Raw genomic sequence first — 25,060 nt, 5'->3', positions numbered from 1 at the left:
TTGTTTTTTAATTTAAACATCTGTTTACCTGTTGCTTATACTTTATTTAAAAATTTTTAAACAAAAAGGGGGGATATTTTAAACGCTCTCAGGCTAATAGTGTAAAAGGGCTGCATGCTCCCATTGTTGCAAAAGAATTATAATATAGAACGAATAGATGAACAGCCGGCTAGCCAGTGCCACAGATCTTGCAGCTGATGAGCAATTTGTACAGTGGGTGCAGTCCCCTACAGCCAAGAGCACCCTATACTGGGAAAACTGGCTGGCTCAAAATCCTGAAAAGCAGGAGGCGTTTCGGCAGGCGCAGGACTTGGTGCTGATGCTCAAGGCGGGAGAAGAAGCCCGGCAGTTAGGGGTGTTGGATGAGGTGTGGGATGAGTTGCAGGCAGAAATAAAAGGGGCAGCGGGTGAGCCAGCCTATGGCAGCCACCCTGGCTGGTGGCAGCGTAACAGCTGGCTGGTTGCTGCCTCTACCGTTCTGTTGTTGGTGAGCGGTATGGTGCTCATGCTTTCCTGGCCCCAACAGGCGCGGTTCAGGACGGGGTATGGCGAAAAACTGACGGTGCAGCTACCGGACGACTCCAAAGTTGTCCTGAATGCCAATTCGTCTGCTGTTTACTCCGATGGGTGGTTTGGGATTACGCCCCGCAAGGTAAGGTTGTCGGGCGAGGCATACTTCTCCGTAACGCATACGGCCAACAGCCAAAGATTTATAGTTGAAACCCTGGATGGGGCGGCCATAGAGGTGCTGGGCACAGAGTTTAACGTGATGAACAGAGAGAACCGCAGCCAGGTGGTGCTGGCCTCGGGGGTTGTGCGCCTGAACTACGAGAAGCAAGGCAACATAAAGCGCCTGAACCTGGTGCCAGGCGAGATGGCGGAAATTTCTGGAAATATCGGCCTACTGGCCCATAAGAAAGTGAACACCGCGATTTATACTTCCTGGAAAGACAACAAAGTAATTTTCGACAATACATCGCTGCAGGATATTGCAGCCATGCTGGAGCACTTGTATGGCTTTGAGGTAAAGCTGGCGGAGCCGGAACTGGCAGAGCTGCGGCTAACGGCGAACCTGCAGGATGAGGGACCTGAGAATATCCTGGCTGTCGTTTCCGAAACGCTTGGGGTACGGGTGAACAAACTGGAAAATAATCAAACAATACTCATAACAAATACAAATTAGTCTTATGCGAAACAAATATACCCGTAGAGTGAAGGCCCTGGGCCTGTCTACTGCGTTGTGTTGCCTAAGCCTGCCGGGCATTTCCCAGCATCTCTATGCTTCGGACGTGCAGCTGGAACTGGCAACCGGTACCCGCGCCACGAACCAGGCGCACGCCAACAAAACGCTGGCGGAGGCTTTAAACGACCTGCAGCAGCGGTTCGGCATCCAGTTCTCTTATAAAGCGGATGTGGCTGAGAACCTGCAGCTAAAGGTGCCTAGCTCTCTGGCCGGCGAGAAAAACGCTGACGTGGTGCTGCGCGCGGTGCTGGAGCCTGCCGGCCTTACCTACAAAAAAGTGGATGCCGTGTACATCATCCAGAAAGCGGCGCCCGCTGCGGCTCCTGCTTCTTCTCCGGTGCGCGAGCGCAAAAGTGCCAAAAGCCAAACAAACGTAACCGTCACAGGCAAGGTAACAGACGAGACAGGCACAGGACTTCCGGGCGTAACAGTGGTGCTGCAGGGAACAACCCGCGGAACCTCTACCGATGCCAGCGGTAACTTCAGCCTTTCGGTGCCAGAGCAGGGTGCCGTACTGGTGTTCTCCTACATCGGCTATACGACGCAGCAGGTGCAGGTAGGGAACCAGCGCACCCTGAACGTAACGCTCGGGCAGGATGCAGAGGCACTGCAGGAAGTAGTGGTGGTGGGCTACGGCACCCAGCGCAAGAGCGACATCACGGGTTCAGTAACGGCTGTATCTGAGGAGGAGTTTGTGAAAGGCCAGGTCACTACGCCAGAACAACTCATTCAAGGTAAAGTTGCCGGTGTGCAGATCACCTCAAACGGCGGTGCACCAGGCTCTGGCAGCACCATCCGAATCCGTGGCGGCGCCTCTCTTTTTGCCAGCAATGACCCGCTGATCGTTATAGACGGTGTACCTGTGGCGAACTCGAGCGTTTCTGGTGCAGCCAACCCGCTAAGCTTTATCAATCCCGATGATATCGCCTCCTTTAACGTATTAAAAGATGCCTCTGCCACTGCCATATATGGCTCGCGTGCGTCTAACGGTGTCATCATCATTACTACTAAAAAGGGGGAAGCTGGCAAGAAGATCGCGGTTAATTTCACAACCCAACACTCTATCGCTACGGTACCGAATACCATCGATGTGCTTAACGGAGATGAGTTCAGAGCCTTGGTGACAGAAAAAGGAACCGATGCACAAAAGGCACTTTTAGGCGGTGAGAACACTGATTGGCAGGACCTGATTTTCAGAAACGCCTATACCACAGACAATAACCTGAGCCTGAGCGGTACTTATAAATTCCTTCCTTACCGTGTATCGTTAGGTTACCTGAACCAGGATGGTGTGCTGAAGACGTCTAACTTTAAAAGAGGCTCAGTTGGTGTGAACCTTAGCCCTACGTTTTTAGATGATCACCTGACAGCTAACGTTAATTTCAGAGGAGCTAAAACAAAAAGCGTATTTGCAAACGAAGGCGCCATTGGTTCAGCCATTATCTTCGATCCGACACAGCCAGTCTACAACAACGGTGAGAGTTTTGGCGGCTACTTCCAGTGGGAAGATGCAGACGGCTGGAACACCTTAGCCCCTGCTAACCCGCTGAGTATGCTGTACCAGCGAGATGACAGCGGCGAGGTAAACAGGTGGTTAGGAAATGTGCAGCTGGATTACAAGTTTCACTTCCTGCCAGAACTGAAGGCCAACCTCAACATCGGAACGGACCGGTCAGACAGCGATGGCTCTACTATAACGGCTGCTGATTATGCTCCAAATAACTGGGGAGTGGAAACTATATCACGCTATGCCCAGAAAAAGGAAAATAACCTTTTCGACTTCTACCTCAACTACCAGAAAGAGTTTGGCACCGGCTCAAGCCGTGTGGATGCAACCGCAGGTTACTCTTTCCAGGAGTTTATCTCCGAAGCCCCGGACTTCGCTTTCCAGGATACCGAAGGAAACACGCTCGGCGAAGAGCCCGATTTTATACCTGCTTACTCTCAGGTAAGACTTAAATCATACTTCGGAAGACTGAACTATACGCTTTTGGATCGCTACATCTTTACAGGTACCGTGCGTTACGATGGCTCTTCCAGGTTCTCAGAAGATAACCGTTGGGGCGTTTTCCCGGCGCTTGCGTTTGCCTGGAGGATCAGCGAAGAAGTTTTTTTGAAAAACTTAACCGCGGTTTCAGATCTGAAGCTACGTGTAGGCTATGGTATAACAGGTCAGCAGGATATAGGTCCTGAGTTCCCGTACCTGGCGCGCTATACAAGAGGCGATAACACTGCCCAGTACCAGTTCGGCAACACGTTCTACCCTACCTTCAGAGCTGAGGGGTATGACACCGGCATTAAGTGGGAGGAAACCACCACGTATAACGCAGGCCTGGATTTTGGTTTTGCCAACAACAGGGTAACCGGTAGCTTAGACTACTTCTTTAAGGACACAAAAGATCTGTTGGCTGAAATTAACGTTGCCGCCGGTACTAACCTTACTAATAGGCTGTTTACCAACGTAGGTAACATGGAAACCCAAGGTTTTGAGGCAGCTGTTAACTTTACGGCCATAGACAATGAGAAGCTTACCTGGAATATTGGCCTGAACGGTACCTACATCAACCAGGAGATCACCAACCTGAGTAAGGTAGAGAACCCTGATTTTGCAGGGTATGACATTGGTGGCATTACAGGTGGCACAGGCAACACCATCCAAAAGTATAGAGTAGGCTATGCCCCATTTGCATACTATGTATACAAGCAGGTGTATGATGCTGATGGGAAACCTATTGAAGGCCTGTATGCAGACCTGAATGGTGATGGTGTGATCAGCCCGGAAGACAAATACCTGTACAAGAAGCCGGCTGCCAGCTTTAACTTAGGCTTTAACACCCAGCTTTCTTATGGCAAGTGGGACCTGAGCACTGTGCTTCGCGGCAACTTTAACAACTACGTGTACAACAACGTGTACTCTAACCTGGGTGCCAGACAGTCATACTCCTTCTCTGGGTATCTCAATAACGTGTCGCGCAACGTGCTGGAGACAGATTTCGAGCGTTACCAGTACTTCTCTGACTACTACATTGAAAATGCCTCTTTCCTGCGCATGGATAACCTGACGCTGGGGTATACCTTCGATAGGCTGTTCAATGATAAAGTTGGCCTAAGGGTTACTGCCAACGCTCAGAACCTGTTTGTCATCACAAACTACAACGGCCTGGACCCTGAGGTGTTCTCAGGGATTGACTACACGCTGTATCCAAGACCTAGAATTTTCACGCTGGGCTTAAACGTGAACTTGTAATTTGCTTAACGAAAGAAAGATATGAATACCAGATTCATAAAAAACATACTGATGGCCGGCGCGCTAGTTGTAACGGCGGCCTCCTGTGAGCAAAACCTTGACATCACTCCCAAGTATGATGTGGTGTCAGATAAAGTGTATCAGGATTTTAATAACTATAAGCCTATCCTGGCCAAGCTGTATGCCGGTTATGCGGTAACCGGCCAGCAGGGGCCAGCAGGCCGCCCCGACATTGGGGGGATAGACGAGGGCTTCTCTAACTACCTGCGTCAGTACTGGCAGGCTCAGGAGCTGACCACCGACGAGGCTGTGATAAGCTGGAACGACGGTAACCTGCGTGACCTGCACGACATGGACTGGACGTCAGGCAACGAGTTCCTGCGTGCCCTCTATGACCGTATCTTCTATCAGGTATCACTAACTAACGAGTTTATCCGTGAGACATCGGATGACAAGTTAGATAGCCGTGGCATTACAGGGGCAAACCTGGAGACGGCCAGGCAGTTCCATGCAGAGGCCCGCTTCCTGAGAGCGCTTAGCTATTGGCATGCCCTGGACCTGTATGGCAATGTACCGTTTGTTACAGATGAGGATGAAGTAGGTTTCTTCCTGCCAGAGCAGACCACGCGTACCGATCTTTTCAACTATATCGTAGATGAACTCCAGAAGATAGAAGGTCAGCTAGTGGATGCGCGCCAGAATGAGTACGGCCGTGCTGACAAAGCCGCCGCGTGGACCTTGCTGACAAAGCTGTACCTGAATGCCGAGGTATACACCGGGGAAGCAAAGTATGACGAGGCTGCGGCCTATGCTAAAAAGGTAATTGATGCCGGTTATACCTTAGAGGAGGATTACGACAACCTGTTCCTGGCAGACAATAACAACTCAAGCGAGATTATTTTCGCGATCACTTTTGATGGCACAAGAACCACTACCTGGGGCGGGATGACCTATCTGGTACATGCCCCTGTAGGCGGCAGCATGAATGCCTCTGAATTCGGCATCAACGGTGGTTGGGCTGGTTTGCGCACTACAAAAACCTTCGTGAACAAGTTTGAGGATATTAGCGGCACAACCGATGACCGTGCTAACTTCTACACAAACGGCCAGGAGCTGGAGATAAACGACCTGTTCACCTTTACAGATGGCTACGCCATTGAAAAATGGCGAAACGTTACCTCTACCGGTGAAGTAGGCTCAGATGCTGCCGGCGACCATCCTGACACTGACTTTCCGATGTTCCGGTTGGCAGACGTATACCTGATGTATGCTGAGGCTGTGAAGCGTGGCGGAAGTGGTGATCAGGCGCTGGCCCTGCAACTGGTAAATGATCTGCGCGGAAGAGCTTTCCTTGATCCGGCAGATGGACAGATTTCTCAAGGCCAGCTTACCCTAGACTTTATACTGGATGAGCGTGCCAGAGAACTCTATTGGGAGGCGCACCGCCGTACAGACCTGATCCGCTTTAACAAGTTTACCTCAGATAGCTATGTGTGGCCATGGAAAGGCGCAGTAAAAGAGGGTAGAGGAGTAGAGGAGTACCATATTCTGTTCCCGCTACCTGCAACAGACCTCACTGCTAATCCAAACCTGGACCAGAACCCTGGATATACAAGATAAGAGAGGTATGGAGCCGCACCAGCGGCTCCATACTTATACTTCAACAATCAATTTTTATGACCATGAAAATTTGGCTGAATAAAATATCATTACTATGCCTCCTGGCGGTGGCACTGTTCTCCTGCGATAAAGATGAGGAGAGGCTTGTGCTGCGTCCAGGTGATGCCCCTGTGCTCACGGCATCAACAGACAATATTGTCTTAACCGAAGAGCAAGCTGGAGAAGAAGCTGTAACCTTATCTTGGGGTGAGGCGGACTATGGCTACAAAGCTGCCGTAGAATATTGGCTGCAGATTGATACTGCCGGAGATAACTTTGTAGACCCATACAATGTGTCGCTCGGGAATGAATCAGAGAAAGTATACACAGTAGAAGAGTTGAACACGCTTCTTACAAAGCTAAAGTATACGCCAGAGGAGGCGCATGACATTAGCATAAGGATTAAAGCTACGGTATCTGATCTGGTTAGCCCGATGTACTCTAACACTACCACCGTGAACGTTACGCCTTACTCTACCTACGTGGAGCCGGGTTATGTATATGTTCCTGGCGACTACCAGGGTTGGAACCCAGGCACTGCCCCTGCGCTTATTTCAGTGGAAGATAACGGTATCTACCAAGGTGTGATTAGCTTTGTAGACGCCGGATCCTTGGAGTTTAAAATAACCGCAGGCAGAAACTGGGACCTAAACTATGGTGCCGGAGACGCTGCTGGTACTTTGGCCGTAAACGGATCAAACCTTACTGTTCCGGCAAAGGACAGTTACATGATTACTGTTGATCTGAATGCGATGACTTGGTCAGCTGCGAAACATTCGTGGGGCCTGATTGGCAACGCAACTGCAGGAGGTTGGGATGCCGATACGAACATGAAGTATGACAATGAGGAGGGCGTTTGGAAATTAACCACAGACCTTACCGCTGGCGAGATCAAGTTCCGATTTAACGATGACTGGGCCGTAAATTACGGTGAAGATAACGGCGATAACGTGCTGGAGCAGGGTGGTACCAATATCGTGATTTCCGACGCTGGTACTTATGAAATAGTGCTTGACCTGGAGAATGAGGACGAAACAGTGACTTATACCATCACAAAGCAGTAAATCCTCTTAGTCAAGAATAAAAACAGCCCGGCTGCATTTGCAGCCGGGCTGTTTTTATTTTATTCGGTCATCACTTCTACCTGTTACTCCCTGCTCCCAAACCTTGTCCCGAAGAAGTCGCCTTCGTTCCAGGTTGGCCGTTGCTCGTCCTGGGCCACCAGGTAGCCGATCAGGAAATTGAGCTGCACATACTTTTTAGCAGCCTCAAAGTCGAAGGTGCCGCCTTTGTAGTTATCCTGCGGCTTGTGGTAGAATTTCTCGCGCCATACTTTTACGGTCTCGTCCAGGTTGTCTTTGCCGTCTAGGGTTTTGTTGCCATACTTGATGTGCAGTGCGGGAATGCCTTGGGTAACGAAGCTGTACTGGTCGCTGCGCACGAAGCGGTTCTGCTCCGGCTCCGGGTCTTCCTCCACATCCAGGCCTAAATAACTGCTGGCCTGCTGCACTTTTTCTGCCAAAGAGGAGTGTGCCGCCCCCAAAGGCACTACCGCCAGCAGAGGAGCTATGAGCGTTGGCATGTCGGTGTTTACGTCTGCTACCAGTTGCGTGGCAGGCACGGTAGGATGTTGGGCAAAGTAAGCCGAGCCCAGCAGCCCCATTTCCTCAGCAGTTACCATCACGATCAGTACAGAGCGCTTCGGCTTTGTTTTAAGGTTGTGGTATACATGCGCAATCTCCAGTAGGCTGGCCACCCCCGAGGCATTATCATGGGCACCGTTGTAAATCGAGTCGCCATCTACGGGTTTGCCTATTCCCACGTGGTCCAGGTGGGCACTGTGCACCACGTACTCGTTTTTCAGCACCGGGTCGGAGCCTTCTATCTTGCCAACTACATTGTAACTCTCGATGTCCTGGTAGCTGTTGCTGTAGCTGCCACTGATGGAGAATGGAAATATGGCTGAAGCGGTCTTTCCTTCTTTAATGCTGCTGCTTGCCTCTTGCACGTCCCTGCCTGCAGACGCCAAAAGCTTTTGCAGCGTGTTGTAATCTACCATGCCCAGTAGTTTTATGGCAGGATGATAGGTTCGGGAGGTCGCCACGCTTCCGTCGGCGGCCATTACACTGCTCATGCCACTGGAAAAGGTAGGGAGTTTGCCATTAGGGTTTGGCGAGCCAACCAGTACCCCCACGGCACCATGGGCAGCGGCGTTTTTCAAGATTGTCTGCACATCCATGCTGTAAGAGGCCACGGTGGAAGAGAAGTCCTGTGGCACGCCGCGCAGAATCACCACCACTTTGCCTTTTGCGTCGATGTTGGCGTAATCATCGTAGCCCAGGTCGGGGGCGCTGATGCCGTAGCCGGCAAACACCAGCGGGGCCTGTTCAATGGCAACCTGCTGCTGGCCAGGGTTCGGGAAGATGACGAAGTCTTTGCCGTAAGCCAAGGTTTCAGAAGCGCCACTGTCAGCCTGAAGTTGCAGTTTGGCATCGGGGCTGGTGAGGGCGGTGCGTATGCGGACTGTTTGCAGGAATGTACCGTTTTCTCCGGCAGGAGCAACAGCTAACTTTTTAAACTGATCGGTCACGTAATCTACGGCCATTTGATAACCGGGTGTACCGGGCTTTCTGCCTAGCAGTTTGTCGTCGGCCAGGTAAGCAATGTGCTGCTCAATGTCGGAGGGCGTTACTTTTTTCAGGGCTTTGGCTACCGGCTTTGGTACGTCGGCGGATTGGGCAAAGCTGCTGGAGGAGACCAGCAGCAGGCAGAGCCCCCATGCAATTTTTTTCAGGTCCATACTTGTTCAGTTGATTATACTGTAAATAAAAGCATAAACAGCCGCCAATACTATCTCAAAAGTAAGATGATACTAAAAAAGAGGGCTTCAGGTACAAACCGCTTTATCAGTAATCACAGCGATGCCTACTCCGCTATGTCCGTTTCTTCAGACCAATGCACCAGGGCGTCGGCCACCATGCCTGTGGCAACAGCATAGACAGTATGAAACACAATATCTTCGCTGATGGCCTTCGGCTTCCAGTCAGTTACTGGCTTCATGATCCCCAACTGCGGCAACACAGCTAGCTCAGTACCCCACACGGCGCCAAAGTGCGCAAAGGTGCCAGTTGCCCCGCTTACTCCGAACTCTGCCAGCAGCGCCCGCGGTATGCCCCAGGCGGTGCCGTAGGCAAAGTGGATCAGGTTGTTGATGTTTTCTTTCGCGTCTTCGTCTTCGGCCTTAACGCCATACACTTTCTTGGCAGCCTTGTACGGCGTGTCGCTGGATTCGCGGCCGCTCATCTGCATCTCTATCATCTGGGCAATGGTCATGACGGCAGTACCGATTAAGCCGGCCACTATGCCCTTGCCGATAGCTCCGGCCACACGTGAGGCGGTGGTGGCAGCTTCTTCTGAAGTATGGTCTTTGTCTTGCATAAACTTCTGTTTAGTAGTTTATACTTACTCAAAGGCAGGGTATTGTGTTTTGGAGAATACATGAGGCCCCTGCCCCAACCCAAAGACTTGGATGAGAAAAGATAACTTCAGCTTATGGAGTTCCAGCTCAATTCCCCTCCTCAGGACAAGCCAAAACGCGAGTTTTGAGCTAGCGAGCGTAGCCCTCTAGGGGTGGGTTTACACCTGCTGATTACTACTTCCTTGGACAAGGAGGGGCAGGGGTGGTTTTGTCTGGTACTGCAGAAACGGGGATTAGGAAATCCCCAGCAGCAGTAGTTCCGGACTAGGAAGTCCGGAACAGCAGGAGTCTCCAGCAGCGGCAGTGTGAACCGGTAAAGCCCCTCTGTTATCACCTCCTACACCCACCACAACTGCGCTCCACCGCCTCGCCCTGGTAATGCTTTTCAAAAAACTCATCGCACCACAGGCAGATGTTCTTGAGTTGCGCCGTGCGTTCTTTGGCGAGTTCTGCTGTCACGCCGATGCTTTCGCCCATTTCTAAAGGTTTGCCCTCGTTTATCTTCTGCCAGATCTCTGATTTAGACACCCGCTGTAGCACGTCGGCTACTTTTTCGGTGCGGGCGTCGCCGAGGGGTACCTTGGTGCCGGGGCAGCAGGGGTTGATCTTCCAGAGCTGGATGGAGATTTCCTGCGGGATGTCTTCGGCACCGGTTAAAAAACCCTTGCCGCCGGAAAGGATAGCGCAGAAGTTGTGCTCCGGGTCTTCTTTCCAGAGGCCTTTTTCATAGGCGCGGCCGCGAGCCCAATTGCCGCCCAGCCACATATCAATGGTAGCGCCCCAGTAACCCCAGCTGGCTTTGTGTTTGGTGAGGTAGGTGCTTTTCTCCACCAGCGGGTCTTTGTCGTCGCCGTTCACGCCGCGGCTCGCAAAGAGCTCCGCCAGCTCCATCAGGCGGGCGCCGGCGTGTTTGTGGTAGCGATCTATGCTGGCGATGTCGAAGCGGGTGATCCCTTTTTCCAACAGCGTGTCCAGTATCTGCCCGTTCAGCAAATCGCCGTTGGTTTGCAGCATGAGTTGCACACGGCCCTGATAGCGCCCCTGCAGGCGGTCCAGAATCTTGTAGAGCAGCTTTTTATCGGCCAGTGGCTCGCCACCGGAAAGTATGAGTCGGTCCATACTTTCCGGTAAATTGCCGATGATGGCCATGCACTCCTCTTCGGAAATGCGCTCACCGCGCGGGCCGGAGTTGTTGTAGCAGTGGTCGCACTCGTCGTTGCAGAGCTGTGTGAACACCCAGTACACGGATTCGATATGGTTGAATTCTTGGGTCATGGTAAGGGGGTAATCTTTTGATCGATGGAATTCCAGAAGGCCAGTTCGTCACGCACGCCCGTTGCCGGGTCTTCTATAAAAGCCTCCCTGGAAGTATAGATTTTAATTTTGCCAGCTGCCATGTAGGCAAAGCGGTCACCGGTGAGCAGCGCCTCCTTCACGTCGTGCGTCACGAAGAGGGCAGTGATGTTATACTTTCTGGCCAGCCGCAGAAATAACTTTTGCATAGTGGCGCGGGTCTGGGCGTCGAGGCTGGCGAAAGGCTCGTCTAAGAGCAGCACGCGGGGCAGAAAGATGATGGCGCGGCCAAAAGCCACCCGCTGCCGCTGCCCACCCGACAGCTGCGACGGCTTTTTCTGCGCATGCTCCTGTAGCTCCAGTTCTTGCAACAGATGTTCTACCTTTTGTTGTACTTCTGCCTCCTTCACTTTTCTAACACGCAAGCCATAGGCTATGTTCTCAAATACAGAGAGGTGCGGAAACAGCAGCGGCTCCTGGAACAGGTATACCATCTCCCGCTCTCTCGGCGGCACCAAATCCATACTTTCGCCGGCCCATTTTATACTTCCGGCATCTGGCTGAAGCAAGCCAGCCGCAGTTTTGAGCAAGGTAGTTTTGCCACAGCCTGAGCGCCCAAGCACCGCCAGTACCTGCCCCTGTGGCAGCTCCAGCGACACCTGGTCGAGCACGTTTTGCGAGTGGTAAGCTTTGTGTAAATTTTGTATCGTCAGCATCAGATTCCTCTAAAAATAAATTTCTTATTCAGCCACAGCAAAAGGGCAGGGGGCAGCATGATGAGCAGCGAAGCCAGCGCCGCATGGAATATGTTCGCCTCGTTCACATACTTAAACACCAGGATAGTGAGCGTCTTCACTTTTCCCAAGCCGATGAACTGCGTCAGTCCATACTCAAACCAGGAGATGAGGAAGGTCTGGAAAAAGCAGATGAGCAGCAGGGGCTTTGCCAGCGGCAGCAGCACGTTCTGTAACGTATAAGCCGCCGGGGCGCCTAATGTTTGCGACTGTTCCTCCAGCTGCAGCACCTCGTGGCTCCAAAAGCTCTGGAAAAAGATTACGGCAAACGGAAAGGCAAGTATGAGTTGGCCCAGCAGTACACCAATCACTTCACCGCTCATCCCGGTTAAAAGAAAGAAGCGCTGCACCAGTATGGCCAGCACCACCGGCGAGAGCACGAAAGGCCAGTAAGCCAGCAGCAGCCAGCGGTTTTTATATTTTGCCCGGGAAATTTCCTTGCTGATGACAAAGCCTGATAAGGTGGAAAGTATGGCTACGCCCACACCAAGTACAAGCGAGAGTAAAAGCCCCTCCTGCAGCTCGCTCTGCCCCACCAGCAGCTCCTGCCAGCTTTGCAGCGAAAAGCGCTGCGGCAAAATGCCCGGGTAAAACCACGCCTGTCCCACCGACAGCATCCCGAAGAACAGGAACGTCAAAAGTATGGCCGAGGCAAGTATGGTGGTGAGGATTTTTCTACCCATGGCGCTGCAGTTTTTTAAAGCTGATGGAAAGCAAAAGCAACACAAACAAGGTAAAGGCTACGCTGATGGCATAGCCCTGCGGAATGTCGAGCAGGTTGAAGCGCTGGAACTTCTGCACCGCCAGCACCGACACCATCCGGTGTTGCTGACTGCCGATGAGCAGCGGGATTTCGTAGGAGCCGAGAATAAAAATGAAGTACAGCAAGAGGTTTGGCGCAGCGGTTTTAAGTATGGTCGGGATGGCGATGTGCCGGATAAAGTATGATTTACTGCCTCCCAGATTGGTCGACACCTCCTGCAGTTGCTCCAGGTTTTGCTCGCGGTAAATGGCAAGGAAAAGCAGCGTCAGAAAAGGCACCGCCATCAGCACATGCGCTAGTATAATGCCGAAGCCCAAGGAGTCGTGCACCAGGCTGGGAAAGTCTTGCAATTCAGAGATCCAGCCCAGCCCATACACCACCCTAGATACCAGCCCTGATTTAGTGAGCAGCTGGAATACCAGGAAACCCATCACCATGGCTGGGATGGTGAGCGGCAAGTATAAAAAGTAGCTGAGGGAGCCGCTGCGGAGGCTTTTCTGAAAGTATAAAGTCAGGACCAGGGCTGCGGCTGTTGCAGTGGTGATGGCCGTTATCGCAATGTATAAACTGTAAGCCAGCGCGTGCAGCAAAGCGCCTGAGCTTAGCACCTCTTGCCAGTGTTGCAGCGTAAAGCCCGTAGCCAGCGCACCCGTCACCCCAAAACTATACGCCAGGCCATAAAGCAGTCCCCCCGCCACCGGTAGTACCGCCAGCAGCAGGAAAACAGCGCGCAGGTAAACACCAGCGCCTGCCTTAGTTCTGTTCGATAACCTCTGTTCTGAAATCGTCATACAATCGGATCATATATTCTGGGGCCAGCTCCTCAAAAGCTCTTTTCTGGATCGTAGCGCGGTCAGGGGCGTGCTGGCGGGCGGGTATGTTATTGAATTTCTCCTGCCATGCTACCGGTAGTTTGTTAATAGCCAGCACGGTGCCGTCACCCCATACCTGGGGGCTGGCTTTCTGGTACTGCGCCTCCGGCGATTGCAGGAAGTTGATCACCACCAGTGCCCCCGGCAGGTTTCCCGCGTTTTTCATGATGCCCAGGTAGTGCGTGTTCTGGATAGTGCCTGGTGCTGGTACATAGGCGCGGGAGCTTTCCGGGAAAACGCCCTGCAGGATCTTGTTATCTACCTCGCCATCGTTGTTGCTGAAAGTAAAGCGCACCTCGCCGTTGGCGTAGAGCTGGTGCAGCTGCGAGAGCGTAGCCGGGTAATTCTGTCCTTCCTTCCAGAAGTATGGCTTTAGCTTATTAAGCTTCTGCCACAGCTGCCGGCTATACTTTTTATACTTTGTCTCATCAAACTCGCCGGCCAATTCCTCCTTCCCAGCCTGGGCGATTAGCCAGGATTTTAACAAAGTCATGCCGGTAAATTCGTTGGGGATGGTAAAGGTGCCGGGGTTGTTTTGGATGTAGGTCTCCAGTTCTGCAAAAGAAGCTGGCGGAGTAGGAATTATTTCAGAATTGTAGATAAAAGCCAGCTGCACATTGCCCCAGGGCGCTTCCATACCCTCCACCGGCTGCTGAAAATCGCGGGCGATGAAAGGGTTCTGCCAGTTGACGTACTGGTTGCTGGGGAGTAGTTCAGTAAACGGGCCATACAGCGCATCGAGCTGGCGCAGCTGGTAAAAGGTTTCCCCGTTGATCCAAGCCACATCTATCTCGCTCTCGGTTTTACCTGTTTCTTTCTCTCCCAGAGCAAGCCCCACAATGTCCTTTCCCTGGCCGGAGTTGATTTCTAACGTGATGCCGTACTGCTCTTGCAGCTGCGGTTTAACATAACTCTGCATGTATTTGTTGATGAGCGGGTCGCCCTGCCACATCATCAGCTGTACCGTAGTGCCTTTGGCTGCCTGCTCTATGCTTTGCCAATCGGCTTCCTGCACGTTCAGCTGTTCATGCTCTTCGCTGTTGCCGCAGCTGCTGAACAGGAGCGTGAGGAGTAGGAATAGTATGCTTTGGTTTTTCATGGTTTAATTTATTCTGCCGCAAGTTGAGCGAAGCATAACTAGTGGCTTAGTATGAGGCAAGCCTGTGACTTGCGCATGTCGTGTCAACAGCTGTTCTGGATTTCTTAATCCGGAACGACTTCTGCAGCGGATTTCTTAATCCGCGTTTGTTCAGGCACGGGGACTAAGAAGTCCCCTGCAGTTGGCTTTCGGACTAGGAAGTCCGAAAGAGCGAGTGAGTCTGAAAGCCGCTTGCTTCCGTGAAGTCATAGACTTCACATCATAGTAGGATACAAGTCTGAAGACTTGCACCATGTATAAAGACTTTCAATTTTCTAACTTTTTAACTTTCTAACTATAGAGACGCAAAGTATTGCGTCTCTACAACTCCTAAAACACATACCTCACCCCAAATTGGAACTGCCGTGGCGGGGCTGCGTTTCGGCGCACCACCACGCCACTGCTGGCCGGCCCTACCTGGATCTGGTTGCTCTGGGTGGCGTTGTTGCTGTAGCCGCTCAGGTTCTCGGCGTTGAAGAGGTTGAATACATCCGCTCGTATTTCCAAGCCGTTTTCGCTATCAGATCCGAAGGGGATAAAGTATTGCACACTCGCTTCAAAGGTGTTGGACCAGGGCAGGCGGTCGGAGTTGCGGGCCTCGCCCGGCTGGCGGTCGGAGTTACCCACGTAGGCATCGCCAAAGGCTGCGCCGTCGCCGTTCAGGTCGTTTGTAAAGATTGGATCGCCGTTGTTGTTCTGAATTGGATTTCCATCACGATCGACTACTGAATAATTTGAAGCATCCGGGATACGGTTGATGGGCTGGCCGCTTTGGAGAAGGGCCGCCACCGTGAGCGTCAGGTTTTGCAGCGGATGATAGTTGTAGATAGCGTTGATGACATGGCGGCGGTCGTTGATGCTGGGACCCCACTCGGCCTCAAAGTTGTTTGCGTCCATCGCCCGGAAGTTGATGTCCTCGGTGTTGTTTTCCAGGTACGACAAGGTATAGATTAGGCGGTAGGAAAACTTATCCTCGGCTTTGTCCTTTTGCAGGTTAAAGCTGGCGGCGTAGTAGTTGCTTTCTCCTTCTGATTCCGTCATCACCAGGCTGCGGGACACGCCTTCCACGCGCTTACCGTCTATCACAGCGTAGTTGCCATAAATCGGCAGCGGGCGCGTTTCGTCGGCCCAGGCGCTGCTGCGGGCAATGCCCTCTTCCTCGCTGCGGCTGTAGTCCCAGGCGGCAGGGGCGTTCAGGTTGACGGTGCGGAAGAGGTTGCGGCCGCGGTTGTACACCAGGTCCACGTAAAACAGCTTTTGCGGCGCCATCTGCAGCTGGTAGCCCAGCGAGAACTGCTGCGTGTAGGGGTTGTCGTAGCCGTTGGGGTTGAGGATGCGGCGCTCATTGCTGAACAGGTTGCGCTGATCGGCAAAGCTCTCCGCCGGTGGTCCCTGCAGGTAGCCGTAGGGCAGTCCGGCGTTGTTGCTCTGGCCCACGGTCAGGTTACCATTAAAAGATACGCGGTCGAGGTCAGTGTCCGATGGTAAAATGCCCTGCTCCACAAAGTATGAAAGCTGCTTTTTAAAGGCTTCGGAGTTATTGTTCTGCTGCAGCGCATCGCTGTACACGGTGTAGAGAATCTTATCATAAAACAACCCAAATCCGCCGCGGATAGTGCTGTTGGGCGAGAGCTGGTAATTGAAGCTGAAGCGAGGGGCCAGGTTGTTGTAATCGCCTCTGTCGTTGCCGCCCCTGGAGAGGTTGTCGTAATCGTAGCGCAGGCCCAGGTTCAGGTTGAGGCGCTCAGTGGCCTGCAGTTGGTCCTCAAAGTATAACGTATAGATATTCTGCCGTTTGCCGAAGGAGGTCGGGCGCAACTCCACGGCGTAGTTCGTCACCAGCACATCCGAAGGAATGTCGTTTATACTTAGATTCGAGCCCAGGTTCGCCGCCTGCAAACTTTCCAGCTGCGCCTGCGTGAGCTGCACGGTATAGCTGCCGTTGGGGTTGCCGCCGCCAAAAAGGGCATGATCGGTGCTTAGCATTTCGGCACCTGCTTTAAAGGTATGGCTGCCCCTGCTCCAGGTGGCTTTCTGCTGCGCCTGCCAGGTATGCTGCACACTTTCGAAGGCGTAGCCCGGGTGTCCTAGCACCGCCACGGTTTCGCCGGTTGGCCCGGCTACGGTTACATCCGGACTGGCAGGATTTTCCGGGGAGGCGTAGTCCCAGCGGAAGCGGGCGTACTGCAGGTTCGTCTCCAGCGTCAGGTTGCCGGAAGTATAGACGTTGGTGCTGGCCAGGTTCAACGAGTTGCGCACCTGGTCGCTGGCTGCCGAAGGGAAGTTCAATCCCCCAGTTAAACCGCCTGCCTGCCGGCCGATGCCCACGATGCCCACATTCGCCCGAAGTGCTGAGTGAAAGCGGTTGCTCCAGTAGTGGTCAACTTTACCAGAGAGGTAGTTGAAGTAGTTCTTGCCCCGCACCGTCTCGTTCACGCCCAAAGCTGGACTGCGTAGGATGTTGTCTTTCAGGTCGGTGGTGTGTTCATAATTCAGGTAATAAAAAGTTTTGTCCTGGAGGATGGGGCCGCCCACGCCGAAGCCAGTCTGGTAGCGCTGGAAACCATCCTTCACCTGGTTGCCCGACAAATCGCGCTGGGCGTAAGGGGAGGAGGCGTCCAGGAAGCCGGGGCGGGTGAGAAAGAAAACCTCGCCCTGCAGTTCGTTACTGCCGGATCGGGAAGTGATGTTGATGATGCCGTTGCCCGTATTACCAAACTCGGCAGAATAGTTGTTCGTCAGCACCGATACGTTCTGCACAAAACCAACTGGGATGTTAAAGCGGGAGCCGCCCAGGAACTGTTCGTTGTTGTCAAGCCCGTCGATGAGGTAGTTGTTGAACAGCGGATTGGCCCCGTTAATACTTACGTTGGGAGTCTCCGGGAAAAAGCCCGTGGCCTGCGTGACGTTGGGCAGCCGGTACAGCATTCGCGACACATCCCGCCCCTCCACCGGCAACTCCTGAATTTCCGCTATCCGCATCTCTGAAGAAACCTCGGCATTGTATAGATTGATGCGGGTGGTGCTGGGCGCATAGACCGTTACGCCCTGCAACTCTACCTCCCGCTTAAAGGGCAGCACCAGCGTAACCGTGCGGGTAAAGTTGGAGCGCAGGGTGATCGGCTCAGAAGAGACAAAAGTATAAAGCGCGTTCTCTGCAGAAAGTATGGTGTAAGTACCGGCCGTGTTAAGTCCGCTGAAGGTGGTGATGCCCTTGCTGTTGGTGGTGCGGGTGGCGCTGTAACCAATGGCCTCATTCGTGACCGTGAGCTGCACCTGTGGCACCGGCTCCAGCTTCGGGTTCAGCACCGTCACCTCCACAGCGCCCTGTGCAAAGGCAGCGGAAATGGGCAGGAAGCACCCCCATATGAGTACAAGAAATCGCATGCGCGTGGAATAGCGTTGTTAGCTGATGAAGTATAAAAAGGAAGTATAACTCAAGGTATAAAGTATACCTGAGCTCCTTAGTTGTAAAGTAACCTAGATGGATTAACAGCTAACAGGTGGGCCGCGCAGCGCGGTGGCGGCAGGTATGGCTTGCAGTTGGCAGAAAGTATAATCGGTAATGTGTAACCTGCAGCTAAACAGCAACTCGCGCAGCCAGGCGGCAAACTTACCCAAAGAACGCTGTGCGCTAAGTATAAGTATGTCCTCAGCGCTGTCAGCATCGGCAAGTATGGGGGCAAGTATGGCGGTGGCGGCAGCGGCTGTTTGCAGGCAAAGCTCCTCAAAAACAAGTGCGGTGTTCCAGGAGATGGCGCTGAAATCGAGTTGTGGCAAGGTATGGCGGTGCATCCCCATCAGGTACACGCCGCCGTCGGTGGCCTGGCCAAACACAAAATCCTGCCCGTGCAACGCCTCAGCGGCGGCACGCAGTGTGGCGGGCGTCAGGCCGGGAGTATCGTTGCCGAGGCAGATAACCTTCTCGTAGCCCTGCGCAAATGCCAGCCCGAAAGCGTGCTGCAGCCGCTCGCCAAAAGTGCTTCCTTGTTGTTTGGAGGAGTCGATGAGGAGGAGCGGAAGCCCTGCCTGTTGCACCAGTTCCGTGCTCCGGCGGATGAGCTGGTCGGCAATAGCCTCGCTCTTGCTGCGGCTGCGGCAGAAGTGCTTCGCCTGCGCCTCCTCGGCGGAGGTGCGGGTAAAGAGCAAAACGGCGGTATGTGCGTAAGCGGACTTCAACTTCTATACTCTACATTTATATCGGGTAAATGTTCAGAAAATAGTTCTCCTGCAAACTTACAGCTTTGCACGGGTTGTTGCCACGTCATCTGGCGCAAGTTACCTGCCTTTTGTCGGGCAAGTATAGGCACATCCGTTTATTGGAGGTAAATTTGGAAAACCAGTGGCTGCGAAGCTTGTTTTACAGGCTGAACCGTGCACTTTCCATCCTTATGAAGGAAACCAGACATACAGGAGATTTTTATATCCGCTCGAAGGGCCGCCGCATCGTCATCATCGGTAACGGCATTTCGGGAATTACCTGTGCGCGCCACATCCGCAAACGCGACAGCGAGGCCCACATCACCATCATCTCCGGCGAAACCGAGCATTTCTTCTCCCGCACCGCACTCATGTACGTTTACATGGGCCACATGAAGCACGAGCACACCAAGCCTTACGAGGACTGGTTCTGGGAGAAAAACCGCCTGCAGCTGGTGCACGACTGGGTAACAAGTATAGATTTTGAGCAAAAGCAACTGCAGCTACAGCAACAGGAGCCGCTCCAGTATGAAATCCTGATCCTGGCGCTGGGCTCGAAGCCGAATATGTTCGGCTGGCCGGGGCAGGAGCTGCAGGGCGTGCAGGGGCTCTACTCGTACCAGGATGTTCAAAGGATGAATGAAAATACCGCTAGCTGCCAGCGTGCCGTGGTGGTGGGCGGTGGTTTGATTGGCGTAGAAATGGCCGAGATGCTCCTGAGCCGGAAGATACCGGTTACGTTTCTGGTGCGGGAAGAGCGGTTTTGGCAAGGAGTACTTCCGAAAGAGGAATCGGAGCTGGGGATGCGGCACATGCGGGAGCACCACGTGGACCTGCGCCTGCAAACGGAGCTGCAAGAGATTCTAGCGGATGACTCAGGCCGCGTGCGGGCGGTGGTGACAAGGGCGGGGGAGGAGATTCCTTGCCAGTTTGTAGGGCTGGCCGTGGGCGTGAAACCCAATATCGACCTGGTGCGGAACACAGAGCTGGAGGTCAATATGGGCATACTGGTGGATCAGCATTTTGCCACCAACCTACCCAACGTGTTTGCCATCGGTGATTGTGCCGAGTACCGGGTGCCGCTGCCTAACCGCAAAAGCGTGGAGCAGGTGTGGTACACCGGCCGCATGCACGGCGAAACGCTGGCGCACAACCTTACCCGCGAGCCAGTGCATTACAACCCCGGCCCCTGGTTCAACTCCGCCAAGTTCTTCGACATCGAGTACCAGACCTATGGCATGGTGCCGAATGAGTGGGAGGAGCCGGTGCAATCTTTCTATTGGGAGCATGCAAGCGGCAAAATCGCTTTTCGCGCTGTTTTTAACGGAAAAGATAAGCGGCTGCACGGGGTAAATTCCTTCGGTATGCGCCTGCGCCACGAGTTTTTTGACCAGGCGCTGAAGGAGAATCGGACGGTGGAGGAGGTACTGGTAAAACTGCAGGAGGCCTTGTTTGATCCGGAGTTCTACGAACAGCACAATCATGAAATGCTGCAGGCCTATAACCGGCAGTTTAACACAAGCTTACAGCCGGAGAAGAAAAAGAAAAAAGGACTGTTGGCGGTTTTAGGGTTATAGAGGGAACAGCTGTAATACCAATCGCTCATTCGGAGTTCTAAGTCCGGAAGCCAGCTGCAGGGGATTTTCTAATCCCCATAGGTGAACAAAAGCGGATTTGGAAATCCGGAACAGTAACACGTAAAGAATTTAGATGCCCCCTTTCCTGCTTTTAGGGAAGATTCTGGGGAAGGATAAAGATGAAAGCGATACAAAAAACAGGTTTGGGTATTTTCCTGCTGGCGCTGCTGCTCTTTAATGCGCTGCTTTTTATGGGTCAGTTTGAGCTATCGGAGGCACAGCTGCAGGAGGCGGTGAAGCCAGAGCATGTGGAGGTGCTGCGGCAGGAACTGCAACCGATGCTGGGCAAAACCTATACTTCCAGCTTCGGCTTCGCCTCGGACTTTAACAGCTACCTGGATAACTACAACGAAGAGCGGCAGCGCAGCCAGCAATGGGACCGCGTGATATGGGACAATTATGCCTTTGCCCTTACCCGGGCCGCTAGCCAGGGTTTTGTAGAGAACAATAAGCTGCTGCTACTGTTACTGACCGTTATACTTGGTGCGGCCGGAGCGCTACTCAACATCCTGCCAAAGCACCGTGCTGAGCCGGCTGGCATAAAGAACAATGGTGTTATGTTCTCCTCCAATAAATCGCGGGGAGTGGTGGGAATAACGATCGGATTATACTTAACGGCCATTTACGTGCTGCTGTACTGGTACCCCGAGTACATCGTGAACTGGGCTTTGCTGGTAGACCCGCTGAGTTATGCTTTGTCGGGTGGGCCGGCCAGCCAGTGGTTTTTGTATGGCACCATCTATACGTTGGCCATCCTGGTGATGGGCGTGCGGATGTTGCGCAAGTACCGGGGCAATAATTACCAAATGATTCGCACTGCCTCTGTCATGTTTTTCCAGCTGAGTTTTGCCTTTCTGATCCCGGAGATCCTGGTGCTGTTGAACCTGCCCTGGTACGACCTCAAAAACATCTGGCCGCTCGATTATGATTTCTTCTTTGATTACAGCGTGGCGAGCATGCTGGGCAGCGGCAGCATCGGGTTGTTCCTGTTTATCTGGGGGATTATCCTGATCATACTTGGTGTGCCGCTTTTTACTTATTTTTATGGCAAGCGCTGGTACTGCAGCTGGGTGTGCGGCTGCGGTGGACTGGCCGAAACCGCCGGAGATCCGTACCGCCATCTCTCCGACAAGTCCTTGAAAGCCTGGAAGGTGGAGCGTTGGATGGTGTACCCGATACTGGTTATCATCACGGTAATCACCCTGCTAACCATTGCCAACTATTTTACCGAATTTGCGCTGCTGAAGCAATCCACCGGTGTGCTGCACCAGTGGTACGGATTTTTGATCGGGTCTGCTTTTGCGGGCGTGGTGGGCGTGGGATTTTACCCGCTGATGGGCAACCGCGTGTGGTGCCGCTATGGCTGTCCGCTGGCAGCGTACCTGGGCATTGTGCAGCGCTTTAAGTCCAGGTTCAGGATCACGACCAACGGCGGACAGTGTATTTCCTGCGGCAACTGCTCTACGTATTGCGAGATGGGCATTGATGTGCGCTGGTACGCGCAGCGCGGGCAAAATATTGTTAGAGCCTCCTGCGTGGGCTGCGGCATCTGCGCCAGCGTGTGTCCGCGTGGTGTGCTGAAACTGGAGAACGGGCCGGAGCAAGGGCGCATCACCGATATCCCGGTGCTGACCGGAAACGAGTCGATCAAGGTACTGAATTAATGAGGTTACTGCTTATACTTTGCATGCTTATCTATGGGCTCGCGATGCTGTTTATACTTTTGTACAGCGTGGCGCAGGCGCACCTGCTGTACCGTTTCCGGCTGTCCCAAAAACAAAGCACAAGGCCAGCTCCGCCTGCCCCGGAAGTATGGCCCACGGTGACGGTGCAGCTGCCGGTATATAACGAGAAGTATGTGGTAGAGCGACTTATTGATTCGGTTGCCGCCCTGGATTACCCTGCCGATAAACTAGAAATTCAGCTGCTCGACGACAGCGACGACGAAACCACGGAGATCATCAAGAAAACACTCCTGCAGTACCCATACCTGAAGTTTCAGCACATCCGCCGCGCCAACCGCTCGGGCTATAAGGCTGGCGCTTTAAAGTATGGCCTGGAGCTGGCGCAGGGGGAGTATATTGCCATTTTCGATGCCGACTTCACGCCGCAGCCCGACTTCCTCAAAAATACGATCCCATACTTTGCCAACCCGAATCTGGGCATGGTGCAAACCCGCTGGACGCACCTGAACAAGGACTACTCCCTACTTACCCGCCTGCAGGCGCTGGCCCTGGATGCGCATTTTTTTATAGAACAGGTAGGTCGTAACAACCAACATGCTTTCATCAACTTTAACGGTACCGGCGGTGTGTGGCGCAAAACCACCATTTTGGATGCCGGTAATTGGCACGATGATACGCTGACCGAAGACCTAGATTTGAGCTACCGCGCCCAGCTCAAAGGCTGGCAGTTTCTATACTTGCCTGAGGTGGAGTCGCCGGCGGAGCTGCCGCCCGTGATGAGCGCCCTGAAGTCGCAGCAGTTCCGCTGGACCAAGGGTGGGGCAGAGGTAGCTGTAAAGCATTTGGGCAAAGTGCTGCGCTCCGGCAAATCGCTGCAGACCAAATACCACGCGCTGGCGCACCTGCTTAACAGTTCCGTATTTGTGGCGGTGCTGCTGGCCTCGCTGGCCAGTATACCGCTGCTCTGGGCTAAAGTAAACAACCAACTTCCGCCTGCGGCTTTTGAGGTAGCGGAGGTAATGCTGCTGAGCTTTGTGGTAATCAGCCTGGTATACTTTCAGGCAAACTTCTTAGGAAAGTCCACAGGTATAAACCGTGTGGCAGGGTTCGTGCTTTACTACCCGCTGTTCCTTTCGGTATCCATGGGGATGGCGCTGCACAATGCCGTGGCGGTGTGGGAAGGCTGGACCGGCCGCAAATCTGCCTTTATCCGCACCCCGAAGTTTAACCTGGAGGGGCGCAAGCATACGTGGCAACAGAACTTTTACCTCAGTCTGAAAATGCCGTTTACCACCTACCTGGAGGGGCTGCTGGGCCTGCTGTTCCTGGGCGTGGCAACCTGGAGCGGGGCGCAGGGCGAGTATGTGCTGCTCGTCTTCCATAGTATGCTGGCGGTGGGCTACCTGCTGGTTTTTTACCAATCCGTTCTTTCTTACAGAAGATCCTAACAAATGCCGCCAAAACTGCTGTTTATAACGCCCAAACGGGTTTCTTCAACAATCTTACCGATTTGGTGCATAAGATCATCTCTCCCGAAACATACCCCTGCAGCCTCTGCGCACTCACCTATAGTAATTTTACCATCTTTCCGGAGTGGGCGGCTTATGTGCAGCAACTGCCGCTGGAGGTGGCGTTTGTGTACAAAAATGAGTGGCAGCATGGAGAGGTTTATGATAGTTTCCCGATAGTGGCGCTGCAGCAAGGCGATAGCGTAAAAGTGCTGCTGATGGCGGAGTAACTTGATCAAATGGTCTCCCTGGAGGACCTGATAAGTAGGCTGGACGAGGCGCTGCAGCGAACGCAAGTATAAATATCCCTTTCCGGTTTTTCTGGCGCAAGCGTCCGCTTGTGCTGCTGCAACCCCACCCATTTGTGTAGTAGTCCCTCTTCTATTTAATAGCCACGCCACCGCAAACGGCCTTTGCCCCGTATGATGCTAACCAGTGTAGCAGTGTTGTGAGACGCAGGGCAAAGTGGCTTCGCCGATGGCTTAATTAAACGCTGTGAAGGTAAGTATCCCAAACAAATGATTATAGGCGATGAGTACAGATAAAGAAGTGGCGGAGGTAATAGCAAAACACGAAGCCAACGGAAGATACCTGACAGTTGAAGACATTAGGACTTTTGTGCTGGACGAAGGGGAAGGGGAGGTGGTGTTCTGCATCCATGGTGTGCCGACTTCATCGTTTCTGTACCGCAAGGTAATAAAGGACTTAGCTGCCAAAGGCATGCGCGGCGTTTGCGTGGACCTGCCCGGTCTCGGCCTCTCCGACAGGCCCGAAGATTTCGACTATACTTTTCCCGGTTTTGCCCGTTTCCTGGCTAGGGCCACGGAGGAGTTGGGTATAGCGAAGTACCATCTTGTGGTGCATGACATTGGCGGACCAATTGGCTTTGCCCTGGCTGCAGAGCATAAAGAGAAAATACTCTCGCTGACCATCCTGAACACGTGGATTGACGTGGTGCACTTTAAAAAGCCGCTGCCCATGCGCCTCTTCGAAGTACCGCTGCTAGGGGAGGCCGAGCTGAAAAGTATCACCCACACCACCTGGCACCTTGGCTTCTCAAAAGCGGCCGTAGAGCACACCGAGGCCATCCCGAAAGAGGAAATCTATGCCTATGTAGACCTGCTTAAGCGTCAGGATAATGGCGCTGCTTTCCTAAAGATCATGCGGCACTTTGACAAGTCGGAGGAGTTCGGGAGGCTTTGCATGAGGGCAGTAGAAAATGTGCCTTACCCTGTGCAGGCTATCTGGGGCACAAAAGACCCGGGACTGACCTATGAGCGCTATGGCGAAGAGATAAAATTAGCCGCTAACCTTGCTGAAGTTCATAAACTGGGCGCCAGCCATTTTCTGCAGGAAGAAAAGCCGGAGGATATTGCGGAGCTGGTAGTGGAGCAGGCGAGGAAAGGTAAGTGATTTTTTATTCGCTGGCTCTTTAGTCTTCCATGGCACAAGCGGACGCTTGTGCCTCTATCTGCCTCCGCTTTCTGCATTTTGACACAAGCTATACTTGCTAGTCGCTGTTCATCCTCCAGGTTTACATACC

18 protein-coding genes are annotated in these 25,060 nt (G+C 53.1%); 9 read left to right on the top strand and 9 right to left on the bottom strand.

Annotation, left to right across the window (positions count from 1 at the left end; translation table 11 throughout):
* Positions 1 to 157 precede the first annotated feature (157 nt).
* From FJM65_RS03215 to FJM65_RS03200, 4 genes are read left to right on the top strand one after another with little or no spacing between them, the layout of a single operon-like run.
* Entirely contained in the window at positions 158 to 1,183 is a 1,026-nt protein-coding gene (locus FJM65_RS03215; protein ID WP_140619337.1) for a FecR family protein, read from the top strand.
* Positions 1,184 to 1,187: 4 nt separating this feature from the next.
* A complete protein-coding gene (locus FJM65_RS03210) occupies positions 1,188 to 4,490 on the top strand; it encodes a SusC/RagA family TonB-linked outer membrane protein (protein WP_140619336.1) in 3,303 nt (1,100 codons plus the stop codon).
* Positions 4,491 to 4,511: 21 nt separating this feature from the next.
* Positions 4,512 to 6,110 (top strand): RagB/SusD family nutrient uptake outer membrane protein, encoded by a 1,599-nt coding sequence (locus tag FJM65_RS03205; RefSeq protein ID WP_140619334.1) that lies wholly within the window; start codon positions 4,512 to 4,514, stop codon positions 6,108 to 6,110.
* A gap of 56 nt (positions 6,111 to 6,166) precedes the next feature.
* Complete coding sequence (locus tag FJM65_RS03200) at positions 6,167 to 7,213, top strand: SusE domain-containing protein (protein ID WP_140619332.1); 1,047 nt, start codon at positions 6,167 to 6,169, stop codon at positions 7,211 to 7,213.
* A gap of 83 nt (positions 7,214 to 7,296) precedes the next feature.
* Here FJM65_RS03200 and FJM65_RS03195 read toward each other — a convergent pair whose 3' ends face one another.
* The 9 genes from FJM65_RS03195 to FJM65_RS03155 form a co-directional block, all read right to left on the bottom strand.
* Positions 7,297 to 8,949, bottom strand: coding sequence for a M28 family peptidase (locus FJM65_RS03195; protein WP_140619330.1), 1,653 nt, complete (start codon positions 8,947 to 8,949; stop codon positions 7,297 to 7,299).
* A 125-nt stretch (positions 8,950 to 9,074) separates the two neighbouring features.
* A complete protein-coding gene (locus tag FJM65_RS03190) occupies positions 9,075 to 9,587 on the bottom strand; it encodes a hypothetical protein (protein WP_140619328.1) in 513 nt (170 codons plus the stop codon).
* Between the two features lie 370 nt (positions 9,588 to 9,957).
* Complete coding sequence (locus tag FJM65_RS03185) at positions 9,958 to 10,902, bottom strand: radical SAM protein (protein ID WP_140619326.1); 945 nt, start codon at positions 10,900 to 10,902, stop codon at positions 9,958 to 9,960.
* A complete protein-coding gene (locus FJM65_RS03180) occupies positions 10,899 to 11,636 on the bottom strand; it encodes an ABC transporter ATP-binding protein (RefSeq protein WP_140619324.1) in 738 nt (245 codons plus the stop codon). The genes FJM65_RS03185 and FJM65_RS03180 overlap by 4 nt, the downstream gene beginning before the upstream one ends.
* Positions 11,636 to 12,397, bottom strand: coding sequence for an ABC transporter permease (locus tag FJM65_RS03175; protein WP_140619322.1), 762 nt, complete (start codon positions 12,395 to 12,397; stop codon positions 11,636 to 11,638). The genes FJM65_RS03180 and FJM65_RS03175 overlap by 1 nt, the downstream gene beginning before the upstream one ends.
* The gene (locus FJM65_RS03170; RefSeq protein ID WP_140619320.1) at positions 12,390 to 13,268 is read right to left on the bottom strand and encodes an ABC transporter permease subunit; all 879 of its coding nucleotides are present in this window, start codon (positions 13,266 to 13,268) and stop codon (positions 12,390 to 12,392) included. Before FJM65_RS03170 ends, FJM65_RS03175 begins: the two co-directional genes overlap by 8 nt.
* Positions 13,231 to 14,448: an ABC transporter substrate-binding protein gene (locus tag FJM65_RS03165; RefSeq protein ID WP_140619318.1), complete on the bottom strand. Its 1,218-nt coding sequence runs from the start codon at positions 14,446 to 14,448 to the stop codon at positions 13,231 to 13,233. The genes FJM65_RS03170 and FJM65_RS03165 overlap by 38 nt, the downstream gene beginning before the upstream one ends.
* A gap of 369 nt (positions 14,449 to 14,817) precedes the next feature.
* Positions 14,818 to 17,874, bottom strand: a complete 3,057-nt coding sequence (locus FJM65_RS03160; RefSeq protein WP_140619316.1) for a TonB-dependent receptor — start codon at positions 17,872 to 17,874, stop codon at positions 14,818 to 14,820.
* Positions 17,875 to 17,976: 102 nt separating this feature from the next.
* The gene (locus FJM65_RS03155) at positions 17,977 to 18,666 is read right to left on the bottom strand and encodes a TIGR04282 family arsenosugar biosynthesis glycosyltransferase (RefSeq protein WP_140619314.1); all 690 of its coding nucleotides are present in this window, start codon (positions 18,664 to 18,666) and stop codon (positions 17,977 to 17,979) included.
* A 212-nt stretch (positions 18,667 to 18,878) separates the two neighbouring features.
* Between FJM65_RS03155 and FJM65_RS03150 the strand changes: the two genes are divergently transcribed.
* The 5 genes from FJM65_RS03150 (at position 18,879) to FJM65_RS03130 (ending at position 24,930) form a co-directional block, all read left to right on the top strand.
* Positions 18,879 to 20,264 (top strand): NAD(P)/FAD-dependent oxidoreductase, encoded by a 1,386-nt coding sequence (locus tag FJM65_RS03150; protein WP_140619312.1) that lies wholly within the window; start codon positions 18,879 to 18,881, stop codon positions 20,262 to 20,264.
* A 179-nt stretch (positions 20,265 to 20,443) separates the two neighbouring features.
* Positions 20,444 to 21,988: a 4Fe-4S binding protein gene (locus tag FJM65_RS03145; protein ID WP_140619310.1), complete on the top strand. Its 1,545-nt coding sequence runs from the start codon at positions 20,444 to 20,446 to the stop codon at positions 21,986 to 21,988.
* Entirely contained in the window at positions 21,988 to 23,457 is a 1,470-nt protein-coding gene (locus FJM65_RS03140) for a cellulose synthase family protein (protein ID WP_140619308.1), read from the top strand. Before FJM65_RS03145 ends, FJM65_RS03140 begins: the two co-directional genes overlap by 1 nt.
* A gap of 65 nt (positions 23,458 to 23,522) precedes the next feature.
* Complete coding sequence (locus FJM65_RS03135; protein WP_140619306.1) at positions 23,523 to 23,747, top strand: hypothetical protein; 225 nt, start codon at positions 23,523 to 23,525, stop codon at positions 23,745 to 23,747.
* Between the two features lie 301 nt (positions 23,748 to 24,048).
* On the top strand, positions 24,049 to 24,930 hold the full coding sequence (locus tag FJM65_RS03130) for an alpha/beta fold hydrolase (RefSeq protein WP_140619304.1): 882 nt from the start codon (positions 24,049 to 24,051) through the stop codon (positions 24,928 to 24,930).
* Positions 24,931 to 25,060: the final 130 nt, after the last annotated feature.

Source organism: Pontibacter mangrovi, from assembly GCF_006385705.1.
Lineage (GTDB): Bacteria > Bacteroidota > Bacteroidia > Cytophagales > Hymenobacteraceae > Pontibacter > Pontibacter mangrovi.
This window is presented reverse-complemented; position numbering and strand designations above follow the sequence as displayed.

What these genes read in the sequence shown, in the direction of transcription:
- FJM65_RS03215 (WP_140619337.1), top strand. Translation starts at nt 158, where the DNA reads ATGAACAGCCGGCTAGCCAGTGCCACAGATCTTGCAGCTGATGAGCAA.
- FJM65_RS03210 (WP_140619336.1), top strand. Translation starts at nt 1,188, where the DNA reads ATGCGAAACAAATATACCCGTAGAGTGAAGGCCCTGGGCCTGTCTACT.
- FJM65_RS03205 (WP_140619334.1), top strand. Translation starts at nt 4,512, where the DNA reads ATGAATACCAGATTCATAAAAAACATACTGATGGCCGGCGCGCTAGTT.
- FJM65_RS03200 (WP_140619332.1), top strand. Translation starts at nt 6,167, where the DNA reads ATGACCATGAAAATTTGGCTGAATAAAATATCATTACTATGCCTCCTG.
- FJM65_RS03195 (WP_140619330.1), bottom strand. Translation starts at nt 8,949, where the DNA reads ATGGACCTGAAAAAAATTGCATGGGGGCTCTGCCTGCTGCTGGTCTCC.
- FJM65_RS03190 (WP_140619328.1), bottom strand. Translation starts at nt 9,587, where the DNA reads ATGCAAGACAAAGACCATACTTCAGAAGAAGCTGCCACCACCGCCTCA.
- FJM65_RS03185 (WP_140619326.1), bottom strand. Translation starts at nt 10,902, where the DNA reads ATGACCCAAGAATTCAACCATATCGAATCCGTGTACTGGGTGTTCACA.
- FJM65_RS03180 (WP_140619324.1), bottom strand. Translation starts at nt 11,636, where the DNA reads ATGCTGACGATACAAAATTTACACAAAGCTTACCACTCGCAAAACGTG.
- FJM65_RS03175 (WP_140619322.1), bottom strand. Translation starts at nt 12,397, where the DNA reads ATGGGTAGAAAAATCCTCACCACCATACTTGCCTCGGCCATACTTTTG.
- FJM65_RS03170 (WP_140619320.1), bottom strand. Translation starts at nt 13,268, where the DNA reads ATGACGATTTCAGAACAGAGGTTATCGAACAGAACTAAGGCAGGCGCT.
- FJM65_RS03165 (WP_140619318.1), bottom strand. Translation starts at nt 14,448, where the DNA reads ATGAAAAACCAAAGCATACTATTCCTACTCCTCACGCTCCTGTTCAGC.
- FJM65_RS03160 (WP_140619316.1), bottom strand. Translation starts at nt 17,874, where the DNA reads ATGCGATTTCTTGTACTCATATGGGGGTGCTTCCTGCCCATTTCCGCT.
- FJM65_RS03150 (WP_140619312.1), top strand. Translation starts at nt 18,879, where the DNA reads ATGAAGGAAACCAGACATACAGGAGATTTTTATATCCGCTCGAAGGGC.
- FJM65_RS03145 (WP_140619310.1), top strand. Translation starts at nt 20,444, where the DNA reads ATGAAAGCGATACAAAAAACAGGTTTGGGTATTTTCCTGCTGGCGCTG.
- FJM65_RS03140 (WP_140619308.1), top strand. Translation starts at nt 21,988, where the DNA reads ATGAGGTTACTGCTTATACTTTGCATGCTTATCTATGGGCTCGCGATG.
- FJM65_RS03130 (WP_140619304.1), top strand. Translation starts at nt 24,049, where the DNA reads ATGAGTACAGATAAAGAAGTGGCGGAGGTAATAGCAAAACACGAAGCC.